Origin of the sequence: Methylobacterium sp. E-005 (genome assembly GCF_022829725.1) — a bacterium.
GTDB lineage: Bacteria > Pseudomonadota > Alphaproteobacteria > Rhizobiales > Beijerinckiaceae > Methylobacterium.
Genome location: NZ_JAKSYG010000093.1, coordinates 48,914 through 67,379, shown reverse-complemented (window position 1 = coordinate 67,379; position 18,466 = coordinate 48,914). Strand labels below are relative to the sequence as shown.

General features: G+C 65.1%; 15 protein-coding genes and 1 pseudogene. 12 read left to right on the top strand and 4 right to left on the bottom strand.

Going from position 1 to position 18,466, the window contains the following annotated elements:
* Positions 1-129 precede the first annotated feature (129 nt).
* Entirely contained in the window at positions 130-792 is a 663-nt protein-coding gene (locus MKK88_RS10655) for a hypothetical protein (protein WP_243999450.1), read from the top strand.
* Positions 793-796: 4 nt separating this feature from the next.
* Complete coding sequence (locus tag MKK88_RS10650) at positions 797-1,141, top strand: DUF3768 domain-containing protein (RefSeq protein ID WP_243999448.1); 345 nt, start codon at positions 797-799, stop codon at positions 1,139-1,141.
* Positions 1,142-1,674: 533 nt separating this feature from the next.
* On the opposite strand, the gene MKK88_RS34080 is transcribed toward MKK88_RS10650, so the two are convergent.
* From MKK88_RS34080 to MKK88_RS10635, 3 genes are all read right to left on the bottom strand, one after another.
* Positions 1,675-3,069 carry an adenylate/guanylate cyclase domain-containing protein gene (locus MKK88_RS34080; protein ID WP_243999446.1) on the bottom strand — a complete coding sequence of 465 codons (1,395 nt, stop codon included), beginning with the start codon at positions 3,067-3,069 and terminating at the stop codon, positions 1,675-1,677.
* 14 nt (positions 3,070-3,083) lie between these two features.
* Complete coding sequence (locus MKK88_RS10640; protein WP_243999444.1) at positions 3,084-4,928, bottom strand: thiamine pyrophosphate-binding protein; 1,845 nt, start codon at positions 4,926-4,928, stop codon at positions 3,084-3,086.
* A gap of 165 nt (positions 4,929-5,093) precedes the next feature.
* Positions 5,094-5,702 (bottom strand): NAD(P)-dependent oxidoreductase, encoded by a 609-nt coding sequence (locus MKK88_RS10635; RefSeq protein ID WP_243999442.1) that lies wholly within the window; start codon positions 5,700-5,702, stop codon positions 5,094-5,096.
* Between the two features lie 103 nt (positions 5,703-5,805).
* On the opposite strand from MKK88_RS10635, the gene MKK88_RS10630 reads away from it, so the two are divergent.
* From MKK88_RS10630 to MKK88_RS10600, 7 genes and pseudogenes are all read left to right on the top strand, one after another.
* A complete protein-coding gene (locus tag MKK88_RS10630) occupies positions 5,806-6,183 on the top strand; it encodes a winged helix-turn-helix transcriptional regulator (protein WP_243999440.1) in 378 nt (125 codons plus the stop codon).
* Between the two features lie 42 nt (positions 6,184-6,225).
* Positions 6,226-7,008 (top strand): SDR family oxidoreductase, encoded by a 783-nt coding sequence (locus MKK88_RS10625; RefSeq protein WP_243999438.1) that lies wholly within the window; start codon positions 6,226-6,228, stop codon positions 7,006-7,008.
* A 1,060-nt stretch (positions 7,009-8,068) separates the two neighbouring features.
* The gene (locus MKK88_RS10620; protein ID WP_243999436.1) at positions 8,069-10,354 is read left to right on the top strand and encodes an FdhF/YdeP family oxidoreductase; all 2,286 of its coding nucleotides are present in this window, start codon (positions 8,069-8,071) and stop codon (positions 10,352-10,354) included.
* Between the two features lie 74 nt (positions 10,355-10,428).
* Positions 10,429-10,569, top strand: coding sequence for a hypothetical protein (locus MKK88_RS10615; protein ID WP_243999434.1), 141 nt, complete (start codon positions 10,429-10,431; stop codon positions 10,567-10,569).
* A gap of 18 nt (positions 10,570-10,587) precedes the next feature.
* Positions 10,588-11,382: pseudogene (locus MKK88_RS10610) on the top strand (transposase); the annotation flags it as partial.
* Between the two features lie 378 nt (positions 11,383-11,760).
* A complete protein-coding gene (locus MKK88_RS10605; protein WP_243999432.1) occupies positions 11,761-12,939 on the top strand; it encodes a zinc-dependent alcohol dehydrogenase in 1,179 nt (392 codons plus the stop codon).
* Positions 12,940-13,015: 76 nt separating this feature from the next.
* Positions 13,016-13,486, top strand: coding sequence for a regulator (locus tag MKK88_RS10600; protein WP_243999430.1), 471 nt, complete (start codon positions 13,016-13,018; stop codon positions 13,484-13,486).
* Between the two features lie 319 nt (positions 13,487-13,805).
* Here the strand turns inward: MKK88_RS10600 and MKK88_RS10595 are convergent, their stop codons facing one another.
* Complete coding sequence (locus MKK88_RS10595; protein ID WP_243999551.1) at positions 13,806-15,017, bottom strand: flavin monoamine oxidase family protein; 1,212 nt, start codon at positions 15,015-15,017, stop codon at positions 13,806-13,808.
* A gap of 1,069 nt (positions 15,018-16,086) precedes the next feature.
* Between MKK88_RS10595 and MKK88_RS10590 the strand changes: the two genes are divergently transcribed.
* The 3 genes from MKK88_RS10590 to MKK88_RS10580 all read left to right on the top strand — a co-directional run bounded on the left by MKK88_RS10590 (position 16,087) and on the right by MKK88_RS10580 (position 18,199).
* Positions 16,087-16,320 (top strand): hypothetical protein, encoded by a 234-nt coding sequence (locus tag MKK88_RS10590; RefSeq protein WP_230366499.1) that lies wholly within the window; start codon positions 16,087-16,089, stop codon positions 16,318-16,320.
* Between the two features lie 140 nt (positions 16,321-16,460).
* Complete coding sequence (locus MKK88_RS10585; RefSeq protein ID WP_243999428.1) at positions 16,461-17,279, top strand: cytochrome b/b6 domain-containing protein; 819 nt, start codon at positions 16,461-16,463, stop codon at positions 17,277-17,279.
* Positions 17,276-18,199: a molybdopterin-dependent oxidoreductase gene (locus MKK88_RS10580; RefSeq protein ID WP_243999426.1), complete on the top strand. Its 924-nt coding sequence runs from the start codon at positions 17,276-17,278 to the stop codon at positions 18,197-18,199. The genes MKK88_RS10585 and MKK88_RS10580 overlap by 4 nt, the downstream gene beginning before the upstream one ends.
* The last annotated feature ends 267 nt before the right edge of the window (positions 18,200-18,466 follow it).

Sequence of the window (18,466 nt, the reverse complement as noted above, 5' to 3'; positions counted from 1 at the left end):
ACCTCGACCGATCCACAACCGCGACACCCGTCGCTCGTGCCGTGGGGCCGGTCACCAAATGCCCTCAGCAGCTTCACAAACGCCATAGGGCGGCCCGAGGGCCGCCTTCTTCATTTCAGGAGGTCTGCCTTGCGCACCGAGCCAACCCTCGCCGTCGCTACTCCAGCTACGCTGCCAGCCCTGCTGAAGTTACCCGCGCTGGCCGTCGAACCGCCCCCGGCCGTCGTCCTGTTCGGGCGCGACGAACGCGGTCGGCCCCATGCCTCGCGCTTCCTGGGCGACGAGGCTGCCGAGGCCGAGAACGCCGCACGGTTGATGGATTTGCGCCTCGCCCGCGCCGATACGGAGGCGCTGCGCGACCTCGCCGCACGATTGCCCGCAGGCCGGCTCTTCCCGAGCGGGCGGGGCTTCGTGCCTTTCGTGAAGGCGGAGCTTTACGAGCGCCTGCTCGCCGCCACAGGCACGCCCGACACTCCCCTGCCCGTCAGGGTCGCCAGCAAGCCCGTTGACGCCCCTCCGCCCGCCAGGACGGGCTCGAACGGCCAGGGCGGCCCGGATGCCCCTGGCGGGGCCGCTAAGCGCCCGGTCGATTGGGCAGGCATTGGTATCGGATCGGTCGTGCTGGCCTGCCAGGGGCCGATGGAGGGCTGGTGGGAAGCCGTCGTCCTCTACACGAAGGCCGACAGCGAACTCATCCTCCAATGGCGCGACTACCCTCACGAAGGCGAGTTCACTCGGGCGCGCAAGGATCTTGGGCTGCTGCCGCTCGATTCGCGTGAGGGGTTGAGCTAGCTCCGTGACTGCCTCGTCCGCAACCGGGCATCCGCACCGGGTACGCGATCTCAACGATGCCTTCCGCCAGAGCTTCTCTGGCGGTCGCATCATGATGACTACCGGGGTCGCAGCGCTGCCGAGCGTGGCCCGCGCCGCGCTCCTGGCGGCGGTGCGCGGCTTCGACGGTTTCGACGCGGACAATGACCCGCATGGCGAACACGACTTTGGCGGCGTCACGGTCGCCGGCTACCGTTGCTTCTGGAAGATCGACTGCTCCGACCTCGGTCAGCGCTTCGCCTCGCCCGATCCGGCCGACCCGGCGATCACGACTCGTGTGCTCACCGTCATGTTGGCCGAGGAGTACTGAGGTGAGTTCCAACGCCGGTCTTATTGTAGCGGTCGGATGCACTTGCTTGCTCATTGCGACGCTATTCGCGCTGCCGACCCTCATCGCTTTTTGCCGGGGTGATCCGAACCGCAGGCTGATCCTCGTCTTCAACGCAAGCTGCGTCGGCTGGTTGATTGCATTGGCCTTGGCGGTGCATCCGCTGATTCAGTCGCACCGAACTGAGGCGAGGCAGGCTGTCCGAGCATCACGTAAGAGCTACTAGCTGCCGGGAAAGCTGCGTCCGCTTCGATGCTTCCACCATCTGGAAGTGAATTGGAGGAAATACACCCCAACCGGCCATTCCGCTTCCGACCCAACCCGGTCATTGGGGCAGCAGTTGAAGCTTCCCCATAGCGGTCATTCTTCGGCCGTCCGATAACTTCGGCTCGGGGTGGAAAGCGGCCCCTGGCGCTTGAGCCCTCGAATGTCGGCAGGTGCCTCGAAGCAGTCCAACAGAAGATCTCGTCCGTATAAGGCCGACCGAGGGAAACAGTAGCTGTTGCGCCGTCGAGTCATCGTGCCTGGTATCCCGAACTGCGCAATGCCAAGATGCCGATTGGGGACACGCGTCCCTTCAGTGTAGCCTCGGGCAACGGCTGCCAGAGACCAGGACTGCTTCCCGCAGTCCGACCGGCGGTGAACAACGCCTCCGAGACGATCGCCTCAGCCGGGATCGATCGCGTCAGCGCTTCCAAGCGCTGCGCGACGTTGACCACGTCGCCGATCACGGTGAACTCCAGGCGGTGCTCGCTGCCGAGGGCACCGACGAATGCGTCGCCCAGATGGGCGCCGATCCCGATGCGCACGCTGTCCTGACCGTCACGAGCGCGCTCCGCATTCCACGCTCGCATCTCCGCCACGATGTCATCGATCGCGTCTAGGCAGCGGACCGCATCATCGGGCTCGGCCTCCACGATCCCGAACACCACGAGGATCGCGTCGCCGATGAACTTGTCGATCACCCCACCGTGGCGCGTCATCACCCGCTCTGCTCGGGCGCGGAACGCATTCAACAGCGCGACGACCTCGGTCGGATCGGCGCCTTCCGATAGCTGTGTGAAGCCACGGATATCCATGAACAGGGCGACGATGCGGTGTCGGTCACCTCGCCGTAACGCCTGGAGTTCTGACGAGGCGAGGATCACGTCGAGTTCCGCCGGCACGAAGCGCTGCAGGGCTGTCCGCTCGCGAGCTGTGCGGATCGCGGTCATCAACGTCGCGCGCGATCGGTACGCACCTGCGGCGAGGACTGCCCCGGTCAGGATCACGATGGACAGGCGGAACAGGTTCGACTCGTCCGAGAACAGCCGCTCGAAACTCTCGCTCTGGGGCGCCAGCGTGCCGACCGCCCGCAGCGGCCACCACAGCACCAGAGCTACGCTGACCGCCATCGAAGCGGTTTGAACCAGGATCGTGCTGGCGCGGGGGCGCACTGCGGCCAGCGCAATCAGGAGAAACGCGAGGGAAGGCGAGACGAGCGCGGCGCGGTAACCCTGCGGCAGCCGCTCGAACCACGGGTTGAACCAGCCGACACCGAACAGGAACCCCGCGTCGAAGGCCGACAAAACCCATGGCACGGCCGCGCTGAACCATCGGATCTGGGTCAGGTAGACGGCGCCACAGGCGATCGACAGTTCGCCTAGCACGACGACGACGAGCTGGCTGTTCCAGGTCGGCTGGGTCAGTTGGATGGCACCGAACAGCACCAGTCCGATCGCGGCGGCCGAGGCGAGGCGGATCCATGCGGCGTATCGGTCTGCCGCATAGTCCGCCTCCGCGAGCACCGCTGCGTCGGCCTCCGTCCAGGCAGGCGCGGACGGATCGCCGACCTTCGTCGGATCGATCTCGTCCCCCTTATGGACCACGCCACGCGGCGTGGAGGTGCCACGGTCGCTCTCTCGCGGCACCGTCGTTCAGTCTCCTAGGCCACGACCTTATCGGGCCGCTGGCTCTCTTCCCCGGCGTCGACCTGCACATCGATCAGGGCCGGTCCGGACGTCGCGAGCCACGCTTGCACGGCCGGGCGCAGCTCGGCAACGCTCGCTGCCCGGAAGCCGCGCGCGCCCATCCCCTCGGCACAGGCGGCGAAGTCGATGTGGCCGAGCGCGCAGCCGTACTCCGGCACGCCCAGCTCACGCTGCTCGGCCTTCACCTGGCCGTAGGCGTCGTTGTTGAGCACCATCACCTTAACGTCGAGGCGGTTCATCACCGCCGTCGACAGCTCGGCCATCAGCATGGACAGGCCACCGTCACCCGCCAGGGCGATCGAGGTCCGACCCGGGTGGGCGAAAGCGCCGGCGATCGCGAGTGGCAGCGCTGAAGCCATCGTCACCAGCGTGCCCGAGCCCGTCCAACCCTGACCCTGCCGGATCTGGATGTGGCGGGCGGCGAAGTGGGTGTTGGCGCCGCAATCCATACTGAACAGCGCGTTCGCCGGCGCGAGATCGCTCAGAACGCGGACCGCCGTCTGGGGCCGCAACCGTGGGCCCTTCTGCGTCGCCTCTAATTGGTCGAGCAGATTGCGCCAGTCACGCTTGCGCCGCTGTGCCTCCGTCAGAAAGCTGCGATCACCCTTGGCCTGGAGCATGGGCAGTAGAGCATCGAGGGTCGCGCCCATGTCGCCGGTCAGCCCGACCTCGACCGGGTACTTCAGCCCGATGTGGTCCGCCTTGATGTCGATCTGCACCCCGCGAGCCTGCCCGGGCTTCGGATACGAGTCGACCCACGGCATCGTGGTGCCGAGGATCAGCACCGTGTCACAGTTCTCCATCGCCCACTGCGACGGTGCCGTGCCGAGGTGGCCGACGCCGCCGGTCGTGAGCGGATCGTCGTCGGGCATCAGAGCCTTCGCAAGGTAGGCCTTGGCGATCGGTGCGCCGAGCGTGTCGGAGAGCTTCCGCAGCTGCGGCACGGCGCGGGCACAGCCTTGACCGGCCATGATCGCGACGCGCCGCCCGGCGTTGATCGTCTCGGCGGCAGCCCTGAGCTGATCGGCTGGCGGCGTGCCCATCGGGGGCGCCCAGGAGGACGCGGTACGTCCGCCGGCGCTCGCCGACGAGGCCTTGTCGGCTGCGATCGTCTGTTGCTGCACGTCCTTGGCGATCGTGAGGTGGACGACGCCCCGGTTCGCCAACGCGGTGCGACAGGCCCGGTTGACGAGCATCAGCGCGTTGTCCGGGCCCGTGATACGCTCGTCGAGCAGGGCGACGTCCTGCATCAGCTTGACGGTGTCGACGCTCTGCATGAACCGCATCCCCTCCATATCGTGGAAGGTCGTGCCGGTAATCGCGACCACCGGGGCGTTGTCATAGGCGGCGTCGTAGAGGCCGTTCACCAGATGCGCGGCACCTGGTCCCGTCGTGGCGAGACAGACGCCGAGGCGGCCGCCGTGCTTAGCCATGCCACCGGCCATGAAAGCGGCGGCCTCCTCGTGGCGTACGCTGACGAAGGCGATCTTGTCCTGCCGCTTGCGCAGCGCCTCGACGATCGGGTTGATGCCATCGCCGACGATGCCGAACACGTGGGTGGCACCCCAGGTGATCAGCGTGTCGACGAGGATGTCGGACGTGTTCTTATCGGAAGAAGGCGACATCGCAGGCTGGGGCGCGGCGCGCATCGTCTCGGCGCTTTGACCCGCGGCGGCGGCCGATGTACTGACTGCCGCAGCTGCCGGTGCACTGACCGCCGCCGCGGCAGCGCCGGCGAACTTCACGAAGCCGCGGCGGTCGACCGTCAGGGACGGCTTCTTGTCCATTCCATCTGCCATTGCATGCTCCTGCGTGACGCCGGTGTGCTGGCGGTTGGGGTGTTGCTCGTTGATGTCGTCAGAGCGATCTCGGGCGCACCCGCGTTGGGGCGGTGTGATCGAGCACATGCGCATGCGCTCGATGTTGATACCGGCGGCCAGGATCGGACCGCCGAGCGATGGCGCTCAATAGCCGACCGTAAACCGAGCGCGTGAGTGTTCCGGCTTCTCCAACTCGTCGACGAGGGCGATGGCGTAATCCTCGAACGAGATGCTGCTGCCCTGTTCATTGGCGAGGAGTTGATCCGTGCCGAGGCGGAACCGGCCGGTCCGCTCACCGGGGACGAACATCGCGGACGGCGATAGGAACGTCCAATCTAACTGGGTCTCGCCGCGTAGCAGGTCGAGAAACACGCCTCCGGCCGCGGCCTCCGCCTTGTACTCGGCCGGGAAGTCTGGGGTGTCAATCACCTTCACGCCCGGGGCGACCTCCAGGCTGCCGGCACCACCGACCACGAGATAGCGCTGCGCGCCCGAGGCCCGCACCGCCTCGATCAGCTTGCGCGGGTCGCTCGCGGTGAAGTGCACGGAGCTGATCACCGCATCATGCCCCTTGAGTAAAGCCGCGAGACCCTCCTGGTCGAAGACGTCACCCGCTTTTGCCGTCACGCCTGGCAGCGCTGCAACCCTATCCGCGCTGCGCGCGATAGCGGTGACGGCGTGCCCGCGCCGAGCGAGTTCGGCGAGGATGCGCGAACCGGCGTTGCCGGTGGCTCCGATGAGAGCGACGTTCATAGTGGTACCCTACTGTGGTTTCGAATAGGTACCTGGTGCAGCAAGTGCGAGCAGGCGTAAAGAAGGCACCTGCTGCGCACTAAGTTACCCGAGGGAAACCGACATGCCCGCCTGGAACGCATACGCCTCGGCCTGCCCAACCCGGATGGTGCTGGATCGCGTGGCCGATAAGTGGGCGGTGCTGGTGCTGGGATTGCTGACCGACGGCCCTGTGCGGTTCAACCAACTGCGCCGGGCGATCGATGGCCTGTCGCAGAAGATGCTGTCGCAGACCTTGAAGAGCCTGGAGCGGGACGGGCTGGTCAGTCGCAGGGCGGTCGCGACCGTGCCGGTCACGGTCGAGTACAGCATCACGCCATTGGGGCGGACGCTCGCGGCCACCGTCGACGCCCTGCGCGTGTGGGCAGAGACCCACATAGAGGAGGTGCTCACCTCGCAGGAGCGTTACGACGCGGGCAGGCGGGACGCCGTGTCAGTCTGAGAACCTGCGACCGGACACCGACCGATCCACGGGAGAGAACTTATGGATGTGACGCTAGACGGACGCGTCGCCCTCATCACGGGGGGAAGCAAGGGGCTCGGCTTGGCCATCGCTACGCGCATGGCCAGCAGTGGCGCGGATGTCGCCTTGCTTGCACGCCGGCCAGAGGGACTTGCAGAGGCACAGCAGCTTGTGGAGCCGATCGCGCGCGGTCGGGTTCACGTGGTGGCCTGCGACGTCTCGCAGGCAGCTGAGGTGGAGCGCGCCTACCACGACGTCATGGAGACGCTAGGACGCGTCGACATCCTCGTGAACAACGCAGGCGTCTCCCAGACCGTCGCCTTCGCATCGATCACCGATGCCGTCTGGCAGGCCGACCTCGACCTCAAGCTGTTTGCGGCGATCCGGCTCGCGCGACTGGTGTGGCCCGGGATGGTCGAGCGCCGTTGGGGACGGATCATCAACGTGCTCAACACCGCAGCCAAAGCGCCCAAGGCAGGATCGGCCCCGACGTCAGTCTCACGGGCGGCGGGACTGGCGCTGTCCAAGGTACTTGCGGGCGAAGGCGCACCGCACGGCATCCTCGTGAACGCCCTGCACGTCGGACTGATCGACAGCGACCAATGGGTCCGCCGCCATGCCGGCAAGAACGACGATCAGCCCTATGCAGCGTTCCTGGCGGACATGGCGCGCAACATCCCCCTCGGCCGTGTCGGAACAGCGGAGGAGTTCGCCAATGTGGCCTGCTTCCTCGCTTCCGACCTCGCGGGCTACGTGACCGGAACCTCGATCAACGTAGACGGCAACCTCAGTCCAGTCACTTAAGCGAACCTGACGCCTATGTCTGGACTGCGTATGCCTGATCGAGCCACCGACGTGAGACGCTTCCTACGTCTCGTGCAAGTCAGCAGCGCGGTTGCGAGACTGCGAATGGGGAGGGTTTAGACCCGCTCAAGTCTCCAATGGTGGTACTGAGATCCGTTGAACACCTGCTCTTGTTTGGATGCGGACCTCCGATGGCATCTGCATGGCCGTCCGAGAAGGGTCGTCACCGGGCGCGGGAGCGGTGTCCGCTTCCATGCATTGCCGCCCCGAAGCAGACCGTCTGAAAGCCCCCCAACTCAGCCGATCAAGGCGCCGGCCAACGAAGCTGGAAGTGGCCGAAAGCCGTCTGTCCGCTACGGAGAAGGTTTGCAAAAAAGCGGACGTGTTCGATACCCTGGAAAATGCCACGAAGTGGATGCGGCAGAGTTTGCGGAAGTAGGCGCGCCAAGAGGCCGAGGCCGGTTCGACGACAGGTCTACGCAGCAGGTCTGGCGAAACCCATTCATACTCGCCATCGGTAAGGACAAACCGGTCAGCAAATCGGCACGGCAGCACGGATGCGCCAAGATAGCAATGGCTCGTAACCGCGACAAAAATTAATGCCGCTCTCCAGCAGGCGCTCAGATTATATAACCCGAGAACGCGTGAAATTAAAAAATCATGTTGTAAATAAAAACTATCTTACATTATTGTGTCGAAACGTCACGGAAGGGTAGATTTGTGTATCATCCGCGGTAATTCGCCTTATAAGGTTTCGATCACCAAGTTCCTTTCTTTGCGCGCCGCTGGTCCCTGGCTGCACCGTTCAACAACGGGGGACCGCTGGGCGCGCCTGCACGGCGTTCCGACGCATTCTGTCCCTCACCAAGCTCTGTCGTTCGATGTCATACCCCTGCGCGCGAGGGTCGGGCTGGATCCGTCTCGCTCGTATTCTGCGCCACACAGAGCTGAACCGTAATAAATATTCGCTACCATCGCTCCAGCATCAAGCTTTTAAGACGCTATACGCGGAAAATAACCGGCTTGATTATCGATTCTGCGCACATTCTCGGAGATCGGCATGGCAGATCCTATCACGATCAAGCCCTATGACAGTCCTGCCGGCGGCTGGGGTTCGGCGAAATCCCTCACCGAGATCCTGCTCCGCGAGCAGATCCCGCTGTCGGGCGCCTCGATGCTGATGCACCAGAACAAGCCCGATGGCTTCATGTGCGTAAGCTGCGCCTGGGCGAAACCGGCCAAGCCCGCGATGTTCGAGTATTGCGAGAACGGCGCAAAGGCCACAGCCTGGGAGGTGACCCGCAAGCGGATCACCGCGGACTTCTTCTCGAAACATACCGTGACCGAACTAGAGACGTGGCGCGACTACGATCTCGAGGAAGAGGGGCGTCTCACCGAACCGATGCGTTGGGATGCCGCTAGCGACAAGTACGTCCCCGTGTCTTGGGAGGCGGCGTTCCGTGAAATCGGCGCCGAACTCAGGGCGGTCGAGCCAAAGGCGACCGTATTCTACGCCTCCGGTCGAGCGTCCCTGGAAGCCTCGTACATGTGGGGCCTCATGGCGCGTCTGTACGGGAACAACAACCTGCCCGACTCCTCCAATATGTGCCATGAATCGACGTCGGTCGCGTTACCCGAGAGTATCGGATCGACGGTCGGCACGGTGCTGCTGGACGATTTCGAGCATACCGACTGCATCCTGTTCTTCGGTCAGAACCCAGGCTCGAACGCGCCCCGGATGCTTCACCCGCTGCAGGAGGCGAGCAAGCGCGGGGTGCCGATTATCACATTCAACCCGTTCCGTGAGCGCGGGCTGGAAAGCTTCACTAACCCGCAGGCCCCTCTGGAGATGCTGACGCGGTCCGAGACGCGGATTTCGTCACAGTACCTTCAGGTCAAGGCGGGCGGCGATCTCGGGGCGATCTACGGGATCTGCAAGGCGCTGCTCGAAGCCGACGACGCGGCGCGCGAGACCGGCCGTCCGCGCCTGATCGACGTCGCGTTCATCGCCGAGCACACCGAAGGCTTCGAAGCTTTCGCCGCTTCCGTACGTGGAAAGGGCTGGGACGAGCTGGAGCGCCACTCCGGCCTGACGCGCGCCGCGCTGGAACAGGTGGCCCGGACCTATGCCGAATCCAAGGCCGCGATCGGCATCTACGGCATGGGCCTGACCCAGCACCGCATGGGCGTCGAGACTGTGCAGGTACTCGTCAACCTCCTGCTGCTGCGCGGCAACATCGGCCGTCCCGGCGCCGGCATCTGCCCGGTGCGTGGCCATTCCAACGTCCAGGGCCAGCGCACGGTCGGCATCACCGAAAAGCCTGAGCTCGTCCCCTACGACAAGCTCAAAACCCTCTACGGCTTCGATCCGCCGAAGGAGACGGGGCTCAACACGGTCGAGGCCTGTGAGGCGATCATCGCCGGCTCGATCCGAGCGTTCGTGGCTCTCGGCGGCAATTTCATCCGCGCCGTGCCCGAGACGGCGATGATGGAGGCGGCCTGGAGGAAGTTACGCCTCACGGTTCAGATCTCGACCAAGCTCAACCGTAATCACCTCGTTCACGGCGAAATCGCCTACATCCTTCCCTGTCTCGGCCGCATCGAGATCGACCGCCAGCCCGGAGGTCGGCAGACGGTGACGATGGAGGATTCGACCGCCTGCATCCACGGTTCGAAAGGGTACGCCGAGCCAGCGAGCCCGCACCTCCTGTCCGAGCCGCGCATCGTCGCTGAAATCGCGAAGGCCACACTGCCGGTCAACCATTACATCGACTGGGATCGCTGGGGCGGGGATTACGCCAGCGTGCGCGATGCCATCGAGGCGACCTACCCGAATGAGTTCCAAGACTTCAACGCGCGGATGTGGACGCCGGGCGGCTTCCGTCGGCCGATCCCCGCCGCCGAGCGGCAGTGGAAGACCGAGACCGGCCGGGCGAACTTCGTCACGCCGCGTGGCCTCTCGGCCAATCCCGACACCGAGCAGGACGACCCGAAGGTGATGCGGCTCATCACCATGCGCTCCAACGATCAGTTCAACACCACGATCTACGGCTACAACGACCGGTTCCGCGGCGTGAAGGGCACGCGGATGGTGCTGTTCATGAACCGGGCCGACATCAAGCGCCTAGGCTTGCGCGACGCGCAGACCGTCGATCTCGTTGGGGCCGCGAACGACGGCGTCGAGCGTGAGGTCACGGGCTTTCGAGTGCTGGCCTACGACATCCCGGAGGGCTGCCTCGGCGGCTACTACCCCGAGTGCAACCCTCTGATCCCGCTGTGGCATCACGCCGAGCGCAGCAAAGTACCGGCCGCGAAGTCGGTGCCCGTTCGTGTGCGTGCCCGGTAGCCGCCATCGACCGAGCTGCGCCCGGGAGTGCGGGGGGCTTCTGCCGAGACGCGGCGCACGAAAGGATCTACGAGATGCTCGACATCTCCTCGGCCAAATCCCCGGTGCCCGGTGCGCCGCACAACCCGCACCTGTGGAACATGGCGAACTGCATCTGCGTCCTCACAATGGATGCTGTCCAGCAAGCCAAAAGCGTAGGGGTGGACGCCCCCTGACGGCATCGATGTGCTAGACTGGAGGAGCAGAAGAAGGCGGCGCCCGACCGGCAGGTCTCGCTGACCGATCCCGATGCGCGATCGATAGCCACCAGCGGGCGTGGATCGGGCGTGGTGGGCTACAACGTCAAGGTGGCGGTCGAGACCGAGCATCATCTGATCGTCGCACACGCGGTCAACAATGCCGGCTCGGACCGGGCGCAGCTCAGCGGCATGGCCGCGCGGGCCAAGCAGGCTCTGGAAGCGGATACACTCGATGCGGTGGCTGACCGGGGTTACTATTCCAGTGAACAGATCCTGGCCTGCGAACGTGCAGGCATCGCTGTGACGCTGCCCCGCCCGATGAACTCGGGTGCCAAGGCCACTGGACGCTTCGGCAGCGAAGACTTCCTCTACCGTTGTCAGGACAACACCTACCTGTGTCCAGCGGGTCAGACGCTGTGCTATCGGCACACCTCAGTGGAAAATGGCCTGACGCTGCATCGGTACTGGACGAATGTCTGCTCGGCCTGCGCCATGAAGGGAGCCTGCACGACAGGCAAGGAGCGCCGGGTGACCCGGTAAGAGCACGAGGCCGTGCTGGAGGCCGTGCAGCGCCGGTTGGACGGCGATCCGCTGGCCATGCAGGTCCGGCGCGAGACGGTCGAGGACACCTTCGGCACGCTGAAGGCGCGGATGGGGGCGAGGCACTTCTTGACCAAGACCTTGCCGCGCGTCTCGACCGAGATGGCACTCCAGGTCCTGGCGTACAATCTGACGCGGGTTCTCAACATCCTGGAAAGCCGGAAGCTCTTGGCAGCGATCCCTGCCTGAGCGAAAGCCTCGGATCGCTCACTTAGGGGCCGAAAGACCGTCCAAAGGCGCCTTCACTCAAACGGATCGTCGCTCGACCACAAAAGCTTGCTCCAAGCGATGGAAGGCCCGTTCTCGCACGACCGGGACGTCACCTGACGGCAGACGCCCATTCTCCGAGTTTTGACACGGCCTGGGTCGAAAGCAGCCCCGGCAGCGGGGTACCAAAGCTTCAGATTTCCTCCACTGGAAGAAAAATCCCAGTGCTCCGCAGCGGTCATCCGGAGGTGGAGAAGTTTCGCCCCCATCCGGATCAGGCAAGCGCGTCGGACATTACCTCCTTGGTGGTAGCGGTGGGGGTCATCCTGTCGGCACACCCCGAACCAGGAGCGTCGCCGGATGAAAGCACTCACATGGCAGAGCCGAGGCAAGATCTCGTGCGAGACCGTGGCGGACCCGAAGATCGAGCACGGCCGTGACGTCATCATCAAGGTGACCGTCTGCGCGATCTGTGGATCCGACCTCCATCTCATGGGCGGGTTCATGCCGACGATGGAGTGCGGCGACGTCCTTGGGCACGAGACGATGGGCGAGGTCATCGAGGTCGGGCGCGACAACCGGAAGCTCAAGGTCGGCGACCGCATCGTGGTGCCCTTCACCATCTGCTGCGGCGAGTGCCGGCAGTGCAAGTGGGGCAACTGGAGTTGCTGCGAGCGCACCAACCCGAACGGCAAGCTCCAGGCCGAGACCTACGGCTACCCCCTGGCCGGCCTGTTCGGCTTCTCGCACATCACCGGGGGGTTCGCCGGCGGCCAGGCCGAGTACCTGCGGGTGCCCTACGCCGACGTCGGCCCCATCGTGGTCCCCGAGGGTCTCAGTGACGAGCAGGTTCTGTTCCTCAGCGACATCTTCCCGACGGCCTACCAGGCCGCCGAGCACTGCGACATCGGCCCGGAGGACACCGTCGCCATCTGGGGCTGCGGCCCGGTCGGCGTGCTCGCGGTGAAGTGCTGCCTGATGCTGGGCGCAAAGCGCGTCATCGCCATCGACAGCGTCCCCGAGCGCCTCGCCCTGGCCCGCGAGGCCGGCGCCGAGACCATCGACCTGTCGACCGAGAACGTCCAAGACACGCTGATGGAGATGACCCATGGCCTGGGTCCGGATTCGGTCATCGAGGCGGTCGGCATGGAGTCGCACGGGGCCGACACCACCCTCCAGAAGGTGTCCTCCGCCATCATGGAGCACACCGTCAGCTTGGAGCGTCCCTTCGCCCTGAACCAGGCAATCCTGGCTTGCCGTCCGGGCGGAAACGTCTCGATGCCGGGCGTCTTCGCGGGGCCGGTCGGTCCCGTCGCCCTCGGCGTCCTGATGAACAAGGGCCTGACCCTGAAGACCGGCCAGACCCACATGGTCCGATACATGAAGCCGCTGATGGAGCGCATCCAGAACGGCGACATCGATCCGTCCTTCATCATCAGCCATCGTTCCACGAACCTGGAGGATGGCCCGGCGCTGTACGACATGTTCCGGGACAAGAAGGACAACTGCACCAAGGTCGTGTTCAAGCCGCACGGCTGACCACCCCGGACGGGGCCGGAGCACATGCGCCAAGCACGTCCGGCCCCAAACAACAATAATAAATGGAGGACAACCGATGCCGAACTATGCTTTCGATGAGGGCAACATCACCTGGCGGACGCTGGACTGGCTCCCGCACATCGCTTTCTTCGTCTACAAGGTCGACGAGGAGAGCCGCATCGTCGACGTCGTGTTCAAGTTCGCGGCCAACCAGAAGGTGATGCTCCATCGGCACAAGTGCCCCTACGTCACCCTGGTGATGCAGGGCGAGCTTCGGTTCTACCGCGAGAACGGGGAGATGAAGGAGGTCCGTCCGACCGGAAGCTACGTCTCCGGTGCTGCCAACGGCGAGCCTCACATGGAGGGCGGCGGCGATGAGGACGCCATCGTGTTTTTTAGCAACCGCAACATCGAGGACGCGCTCTACGAGTTCCTCGACGACAGCGGAAACCTGGTGCAGGTCCTCGGCATTGCGGACTTCAAGGCACAGCTCGCCGAGCAGGTGTCCTCCGGGACCTATGCCAAGGTCGAGGGAAGACCCGCCTGAGCAAGTGAAACAGCTCTTCTGGCGCTGGATCGCACGTGCGAAATTCCTATCGCGCCGAGCTTATAGGAAGGCCCACCGCAGGCGAGGCCCGACGCCTGCCTGCGGTTGGTCGTTGAGCGGCGGCTGCGCGTACTGCGTGGACGGGGTCTGCATCCTGAGACGCGGGTCGGAGGCGTCGGTCTTAGGGCTGCCCTGTCGCACCGACTTCCAACGCAAGAGCGTGTTCAACGCGCTCGTCGCGCGATGGTGTCCGAGAGCGTCGGAGGTCAGCCTCGGATCTTCCGGTGCCTGCGACCATACGGATGCTGCCGGGCTTCCGTCAGGCCGCTTTCCCCTGTCTGTGCCGAAGCGCTGCCATGATCTCGTCCGCGCCCCTGTGCCCGCTGTCATGAGCCCCATGAGCCGTAGTGAAGTCGAAGGGCCGGGCCAGCCGTGCACGCGTCTGGGATTGGCCTGGCAGGGCGCAACTGTAGGCGCCGCCGATGGACGCCATCCGGCTCCACGAGGTCGCCGCGAGCGGGCGGAGGGCCGACGCTACGTCGCTGCCGAACAGGGCGACCAGCTCGGTCGTTGCGTGGGCGAAACCGGGGGCCGGCCCTTCCACTTCCAGAATGCGGGCGCCGTCGCCGCCGAGGAATGCCTCGATGACCGGCCAGCCGTTGGGCCGGATCGAATAGGCCGCGGACCGCGCGTCGCGTAGGTTGCCGTAAGCGTGCGAGCCCGGCTCGAACGCGGCGTCGCGCCCGATCTCAAAGAAGACTTTCTCGTTGCGCCCGAGTGGCAGGGCGGCGGCCGCCTCGCGCCAGGGCTCGGTTCCCGGCGGCAGGCAGATCGCGTCGCCGGCCAGGACTGCGGTCGAGACCGTGAGGACGGCGGCCTTGGCGCGGACGGTGCCGGCGCGCGTGGTGACCGCGACGCCGTCCGCCGTTAGGTCGATCCGCTCGGCGGGGGTGGCGAGCCGCAGGGCTGTCGAGGGAGGGAGGCTGGCGGCGACGAGCGTGCCGTAGCCGAGCGGCAGGTTCCAGTTCTTACCCGTCGAGGCATCGTCGTAGGCCAGGTAATCGGTCGCGGAGATCACCTCCGGCGCCATGCCGCTCATGAAGCCGGCGATGGCCCGCACGTAGGCGTTCCACTCACCCCCGGGCTCCAGGGCATCGCTTGCCCTGTCGCTGCCCCTCGCGACGGCACGGAGCCGTTTCTCCCAGGCGCCGTAGGCCCTCCACGCCGCCTCCTGGTCGTCCTTATCCTCGGCAATGGAGGGATGCGCCTTCGACCACGGCGGATCGCTGCGGTCGACCGGGAAGCCCGATGCCTCGGCGATGCCGACCCACGCGTTGCGGTCGCCCGAGTGGAGCCACTCGCAGCCGAGGTCGAGCTGATAACCTCCGAGATTCTGCGTGTACGCACGGCCTCCAAGACGCGAGGAGGCTTCCAGCAGCAAGGCCGATGCGCCGTGGACCGCGAGCCGTCTCGCGGCGCCGATGCCGGCGGCACCTCCGCCTATGATGATGACGTCGAACTGAGTGGCCATGGGGCTGTAACTGAGATCGGGCATCGAACTGAACAAGCGACGTGTCGCTCATGCCTGGCCCACGCATCGAGGCTGCCGCAGGCCCGGTTGGCTCCCGCATCCGCTATAACCGTCAGGGCACGAGCGAGCATCCGCTGGCTCGGATGAAGGTTCGGAAGCGACGTAACTGTGACATCTGACTCGCTCCGCGTCGATGTCCGCTTCGGAGATGTCGGCAGACGCTTCTGAATGGCGGAATTGGGCGCAAAGCCGAACGTCCGGTTTTACGCGCGACTGCGATCCAGCATGGCGTACTCTGGCCGAAAGCAGCTGGTCCGCTTCGGAGCAGACCCGCTGGAAAAGCGGACAGCCTCCTGACGACCCGACCCAGTCAATCCGGCTTTGCGCCGCGATGCTCGGAAGCGGACGTTGAGCGAGCAACTTCTGTACGACTGAAGCTGGTCGAAAGCTGTCTGTCCGGTTCTTAGCGTCATGGTCGCCCTCGCCCGTGACGCGTTGATGGTCGTCGGCGCTGGACACGGTCTCGGCGAGCGATGCCGGCCCCAGACAGTGCTCGTCGATCGGCGCCTGGTGGCCGGCCTAGGTAAGGTCAAAATACAACCTGAGGAAGCCGCCGCCGAAATCGTCGAGATCGGGCATGGCCTCGCCCCCCGGGACGGACCGTCCTCGGCTCTCGGCGTCGGATTGCATCCTAAAGCAAGCCAGCCGGCGCATCAGGATCTGACACCGAGCACATCCCTCAGGCCAATCCCAACACCGCTAGCAAGAAGGCAATTGGCGGCGACGAGATGTGCGACGAGGATCTTGGCCTGTTTCGATGGCTTGGCCGGCTGTGCGCGGCATCCTAACCGCCAATAATTATATTTGAAACTTAACTTGAGCCGATATCGTACCGCCGTCAAACGACCTGATAATATTCGTGCCGAAGGCTTTCCTTTCGTACACGCTATCGTCTGTCCAGATGGCCAATAACCATCAAATGATGGGATTCTATATATCGGAACAATGCCGGAAAATATTTGTTGTGACGAAGGTTGAATAAGTCATTCAGCACTACAGGAAATCTTGCATGAAAAATTTCAATCTCGCCCTCGTCGCCTTGACCGCCCTTGGCGGCGTCGCCCTCGCGGCCGGTTCGGCCAGCGCCGCCCCGATGTCCGTCAACGGCCTCCAGTCCGAGAGCGGCGTCACCCAGGTCCGCATGATGCACGGCGACCGGATGATGATGAAGAAGCGCATGATGCGGAAGCAAATGATGAAGCGCCGCATGATGAAGAAGCGGATGATGAACCGCGGCATGTGATTTCAAGCGCCTGACAGTCCCGGAGGTCCCGATGAAGGGACCTCCGCCCTGCCGGCCACGATTTCAAGGAAGACCGCTTGGCCCGAACCTATCTCACCCGATCAGCGCCAGAGACTGATGAGGTCGAGCGTCGCCGATGGATGTTCCGGCATCCCGTCGTCATCCGCATCACGCACTGGGTGAACGCGGTCTGCCTCCTGGTCCTGCTGATGAGCGGCCTGCAAATCTTCAACGCCCACCCGGCCCTTTACTGGGGCGGCGTCTCGACCTTCGACACGCCGCTGATGGCGATGTCCTCGACCGAGGACGACCCGCCCAAGGGCGTAACGACGGTGTTCGGTCACGGCTTCGACACGACGGGCTGGCTCGGCTCATCGGTCGGCTCCAATGGCGAGGCTGCCGACCGCGGCTTCCCGGCCTGGTCGACCCTGCCGAGCGACCAGGACCTCACCGGCGGCCGCTCCTGGCACTTCTTCTTCGCATGGGCCTTCGTCCTGAATGGGCTCGCCTACCTGCTTTATGGGCTAGTCAGCGGACAGCTTCGGTTCCGCGTGATCCCGTCGCGCGACCAGATCCGGCATTTCGGCGCGTCGATCCGGGAGCACCTGACGCTGCGCTTCCCGCAGGGCGACGAGGCCAAGCGCTACAACGTCATCCAGAAGCTGACCTACCTCGTGGTGCTGTTCGTGTTGCTGCCGGTGCAGGTGCTGGCCGGGCTCGCGATGTCCCCGGCGATGGACGCTGCCTTCCCGTACCTGCTGACGCTGTTCGACGGGCGCCAGTCGGCGCGCACGGTCCACTTCGTCGTGGCGGCCCTGCTGGTCTTGTTCGTGGTCGTTCACGTCGCCCTCGTCCTGCTCTCTGGCTTCTGGAACAACATGCGCGGCATGCTCACCGGCTGGTTCGTGATCGAGCGCAAGGTCGAGCCCACCGCCGCCACGGGTGAGCCCCGGCCATGAGCAGATTACCCAGCCGACGCGCCCTCCTGACGGGGGCCTCCGCCACGGCCGCGGCGGCCATGCTGGGCGGTTGCGACCGCCTCGGCAACTCGGAGTGGTTCCGGCGCACCCTCAAGACCGGCGAGGACGCCAACCTGTTCGTCCAGCGCCTGTTACTCACCGACCGGGCGCTGGCCCCGGAATACGCCGAGGCCGACATCTCGCCGTGGTTCAAGCCGAACGGCACCGAGGACCCGCCGGACAAGGCCTACAAGGCCCTCGTGAAGTCTAAGTTCGCCAAGTACCACCTGGAAGTCGACGGCCTCGTGGAGGCGCCCTTCAAGCTGTCCCTGGCCGAGCTCCGCAAGCTTCCCGCCCGCACCCAGATCACCCGGCACGATTGCGTCGAGGGCTGGAGCGCCATCGGCAAGTGGACCGGGGTGCCGCTCTCCGACCTCCTGTCCCGGGCCAAGCTGAAATCGGAGGCGCGCTACGTGGTGTTCCACTGCGCCGACACCATGGATCAGGGCAACGCACTCGAAGGCGGGGGAGACGGGGAGGAGGCCGACAAGGCCCCCGCCGGCAATGCCAACCCGAGCATGACCAAGCAATCGGGTAGCGGGGAAAGCAGGAAGGATTCAGGTGGCCAGCAGGCGTCGGATGATGACGCGGCCAGCGGCGGATCGCCGGTCCGGTATTATGAAAGCATTGATCTCGTGGACGCGTTCCACCCGCAGACCATCCTCGCCTACGACATGAACGGAGAGGCGCTTCCCGTGTCGAACGGCGCACCGCTGCGGCTGCGCGTGGAACGCAACCTCGGCTACAAGCAGGCGAAATACGTGATGCGCATCGAGGTGGTAGAGAGCTTCGCCAGCCTCGGCAATGGCAAGGGGGGATACTGGGAGGACCAGGGCTACGCCTGGTACGCCGGTATCTGAGGTGACGCGATGGTCGCCCTTTGCGGGAGGGTCAGACGTCTACCCTGAGGCAACGCTCGGGCTGTCGCCTCCGGTTTGAACCCCGCTCGGCCAGCAGCCGAACGCAGACTTTCGACGGATGCGAAGTCGTCCTGGGTCGAGAATGGCCCCCGGCACCCTCGGTTTTCGGAACAGGATTCCGTTTCCGATTCAACCCGTCGAACCCCGAACCCGCTGCGCTCTTTCCTGCCGCGGCCCGCTTCAGTTCCCCGATCCCCGTGAGGAAGA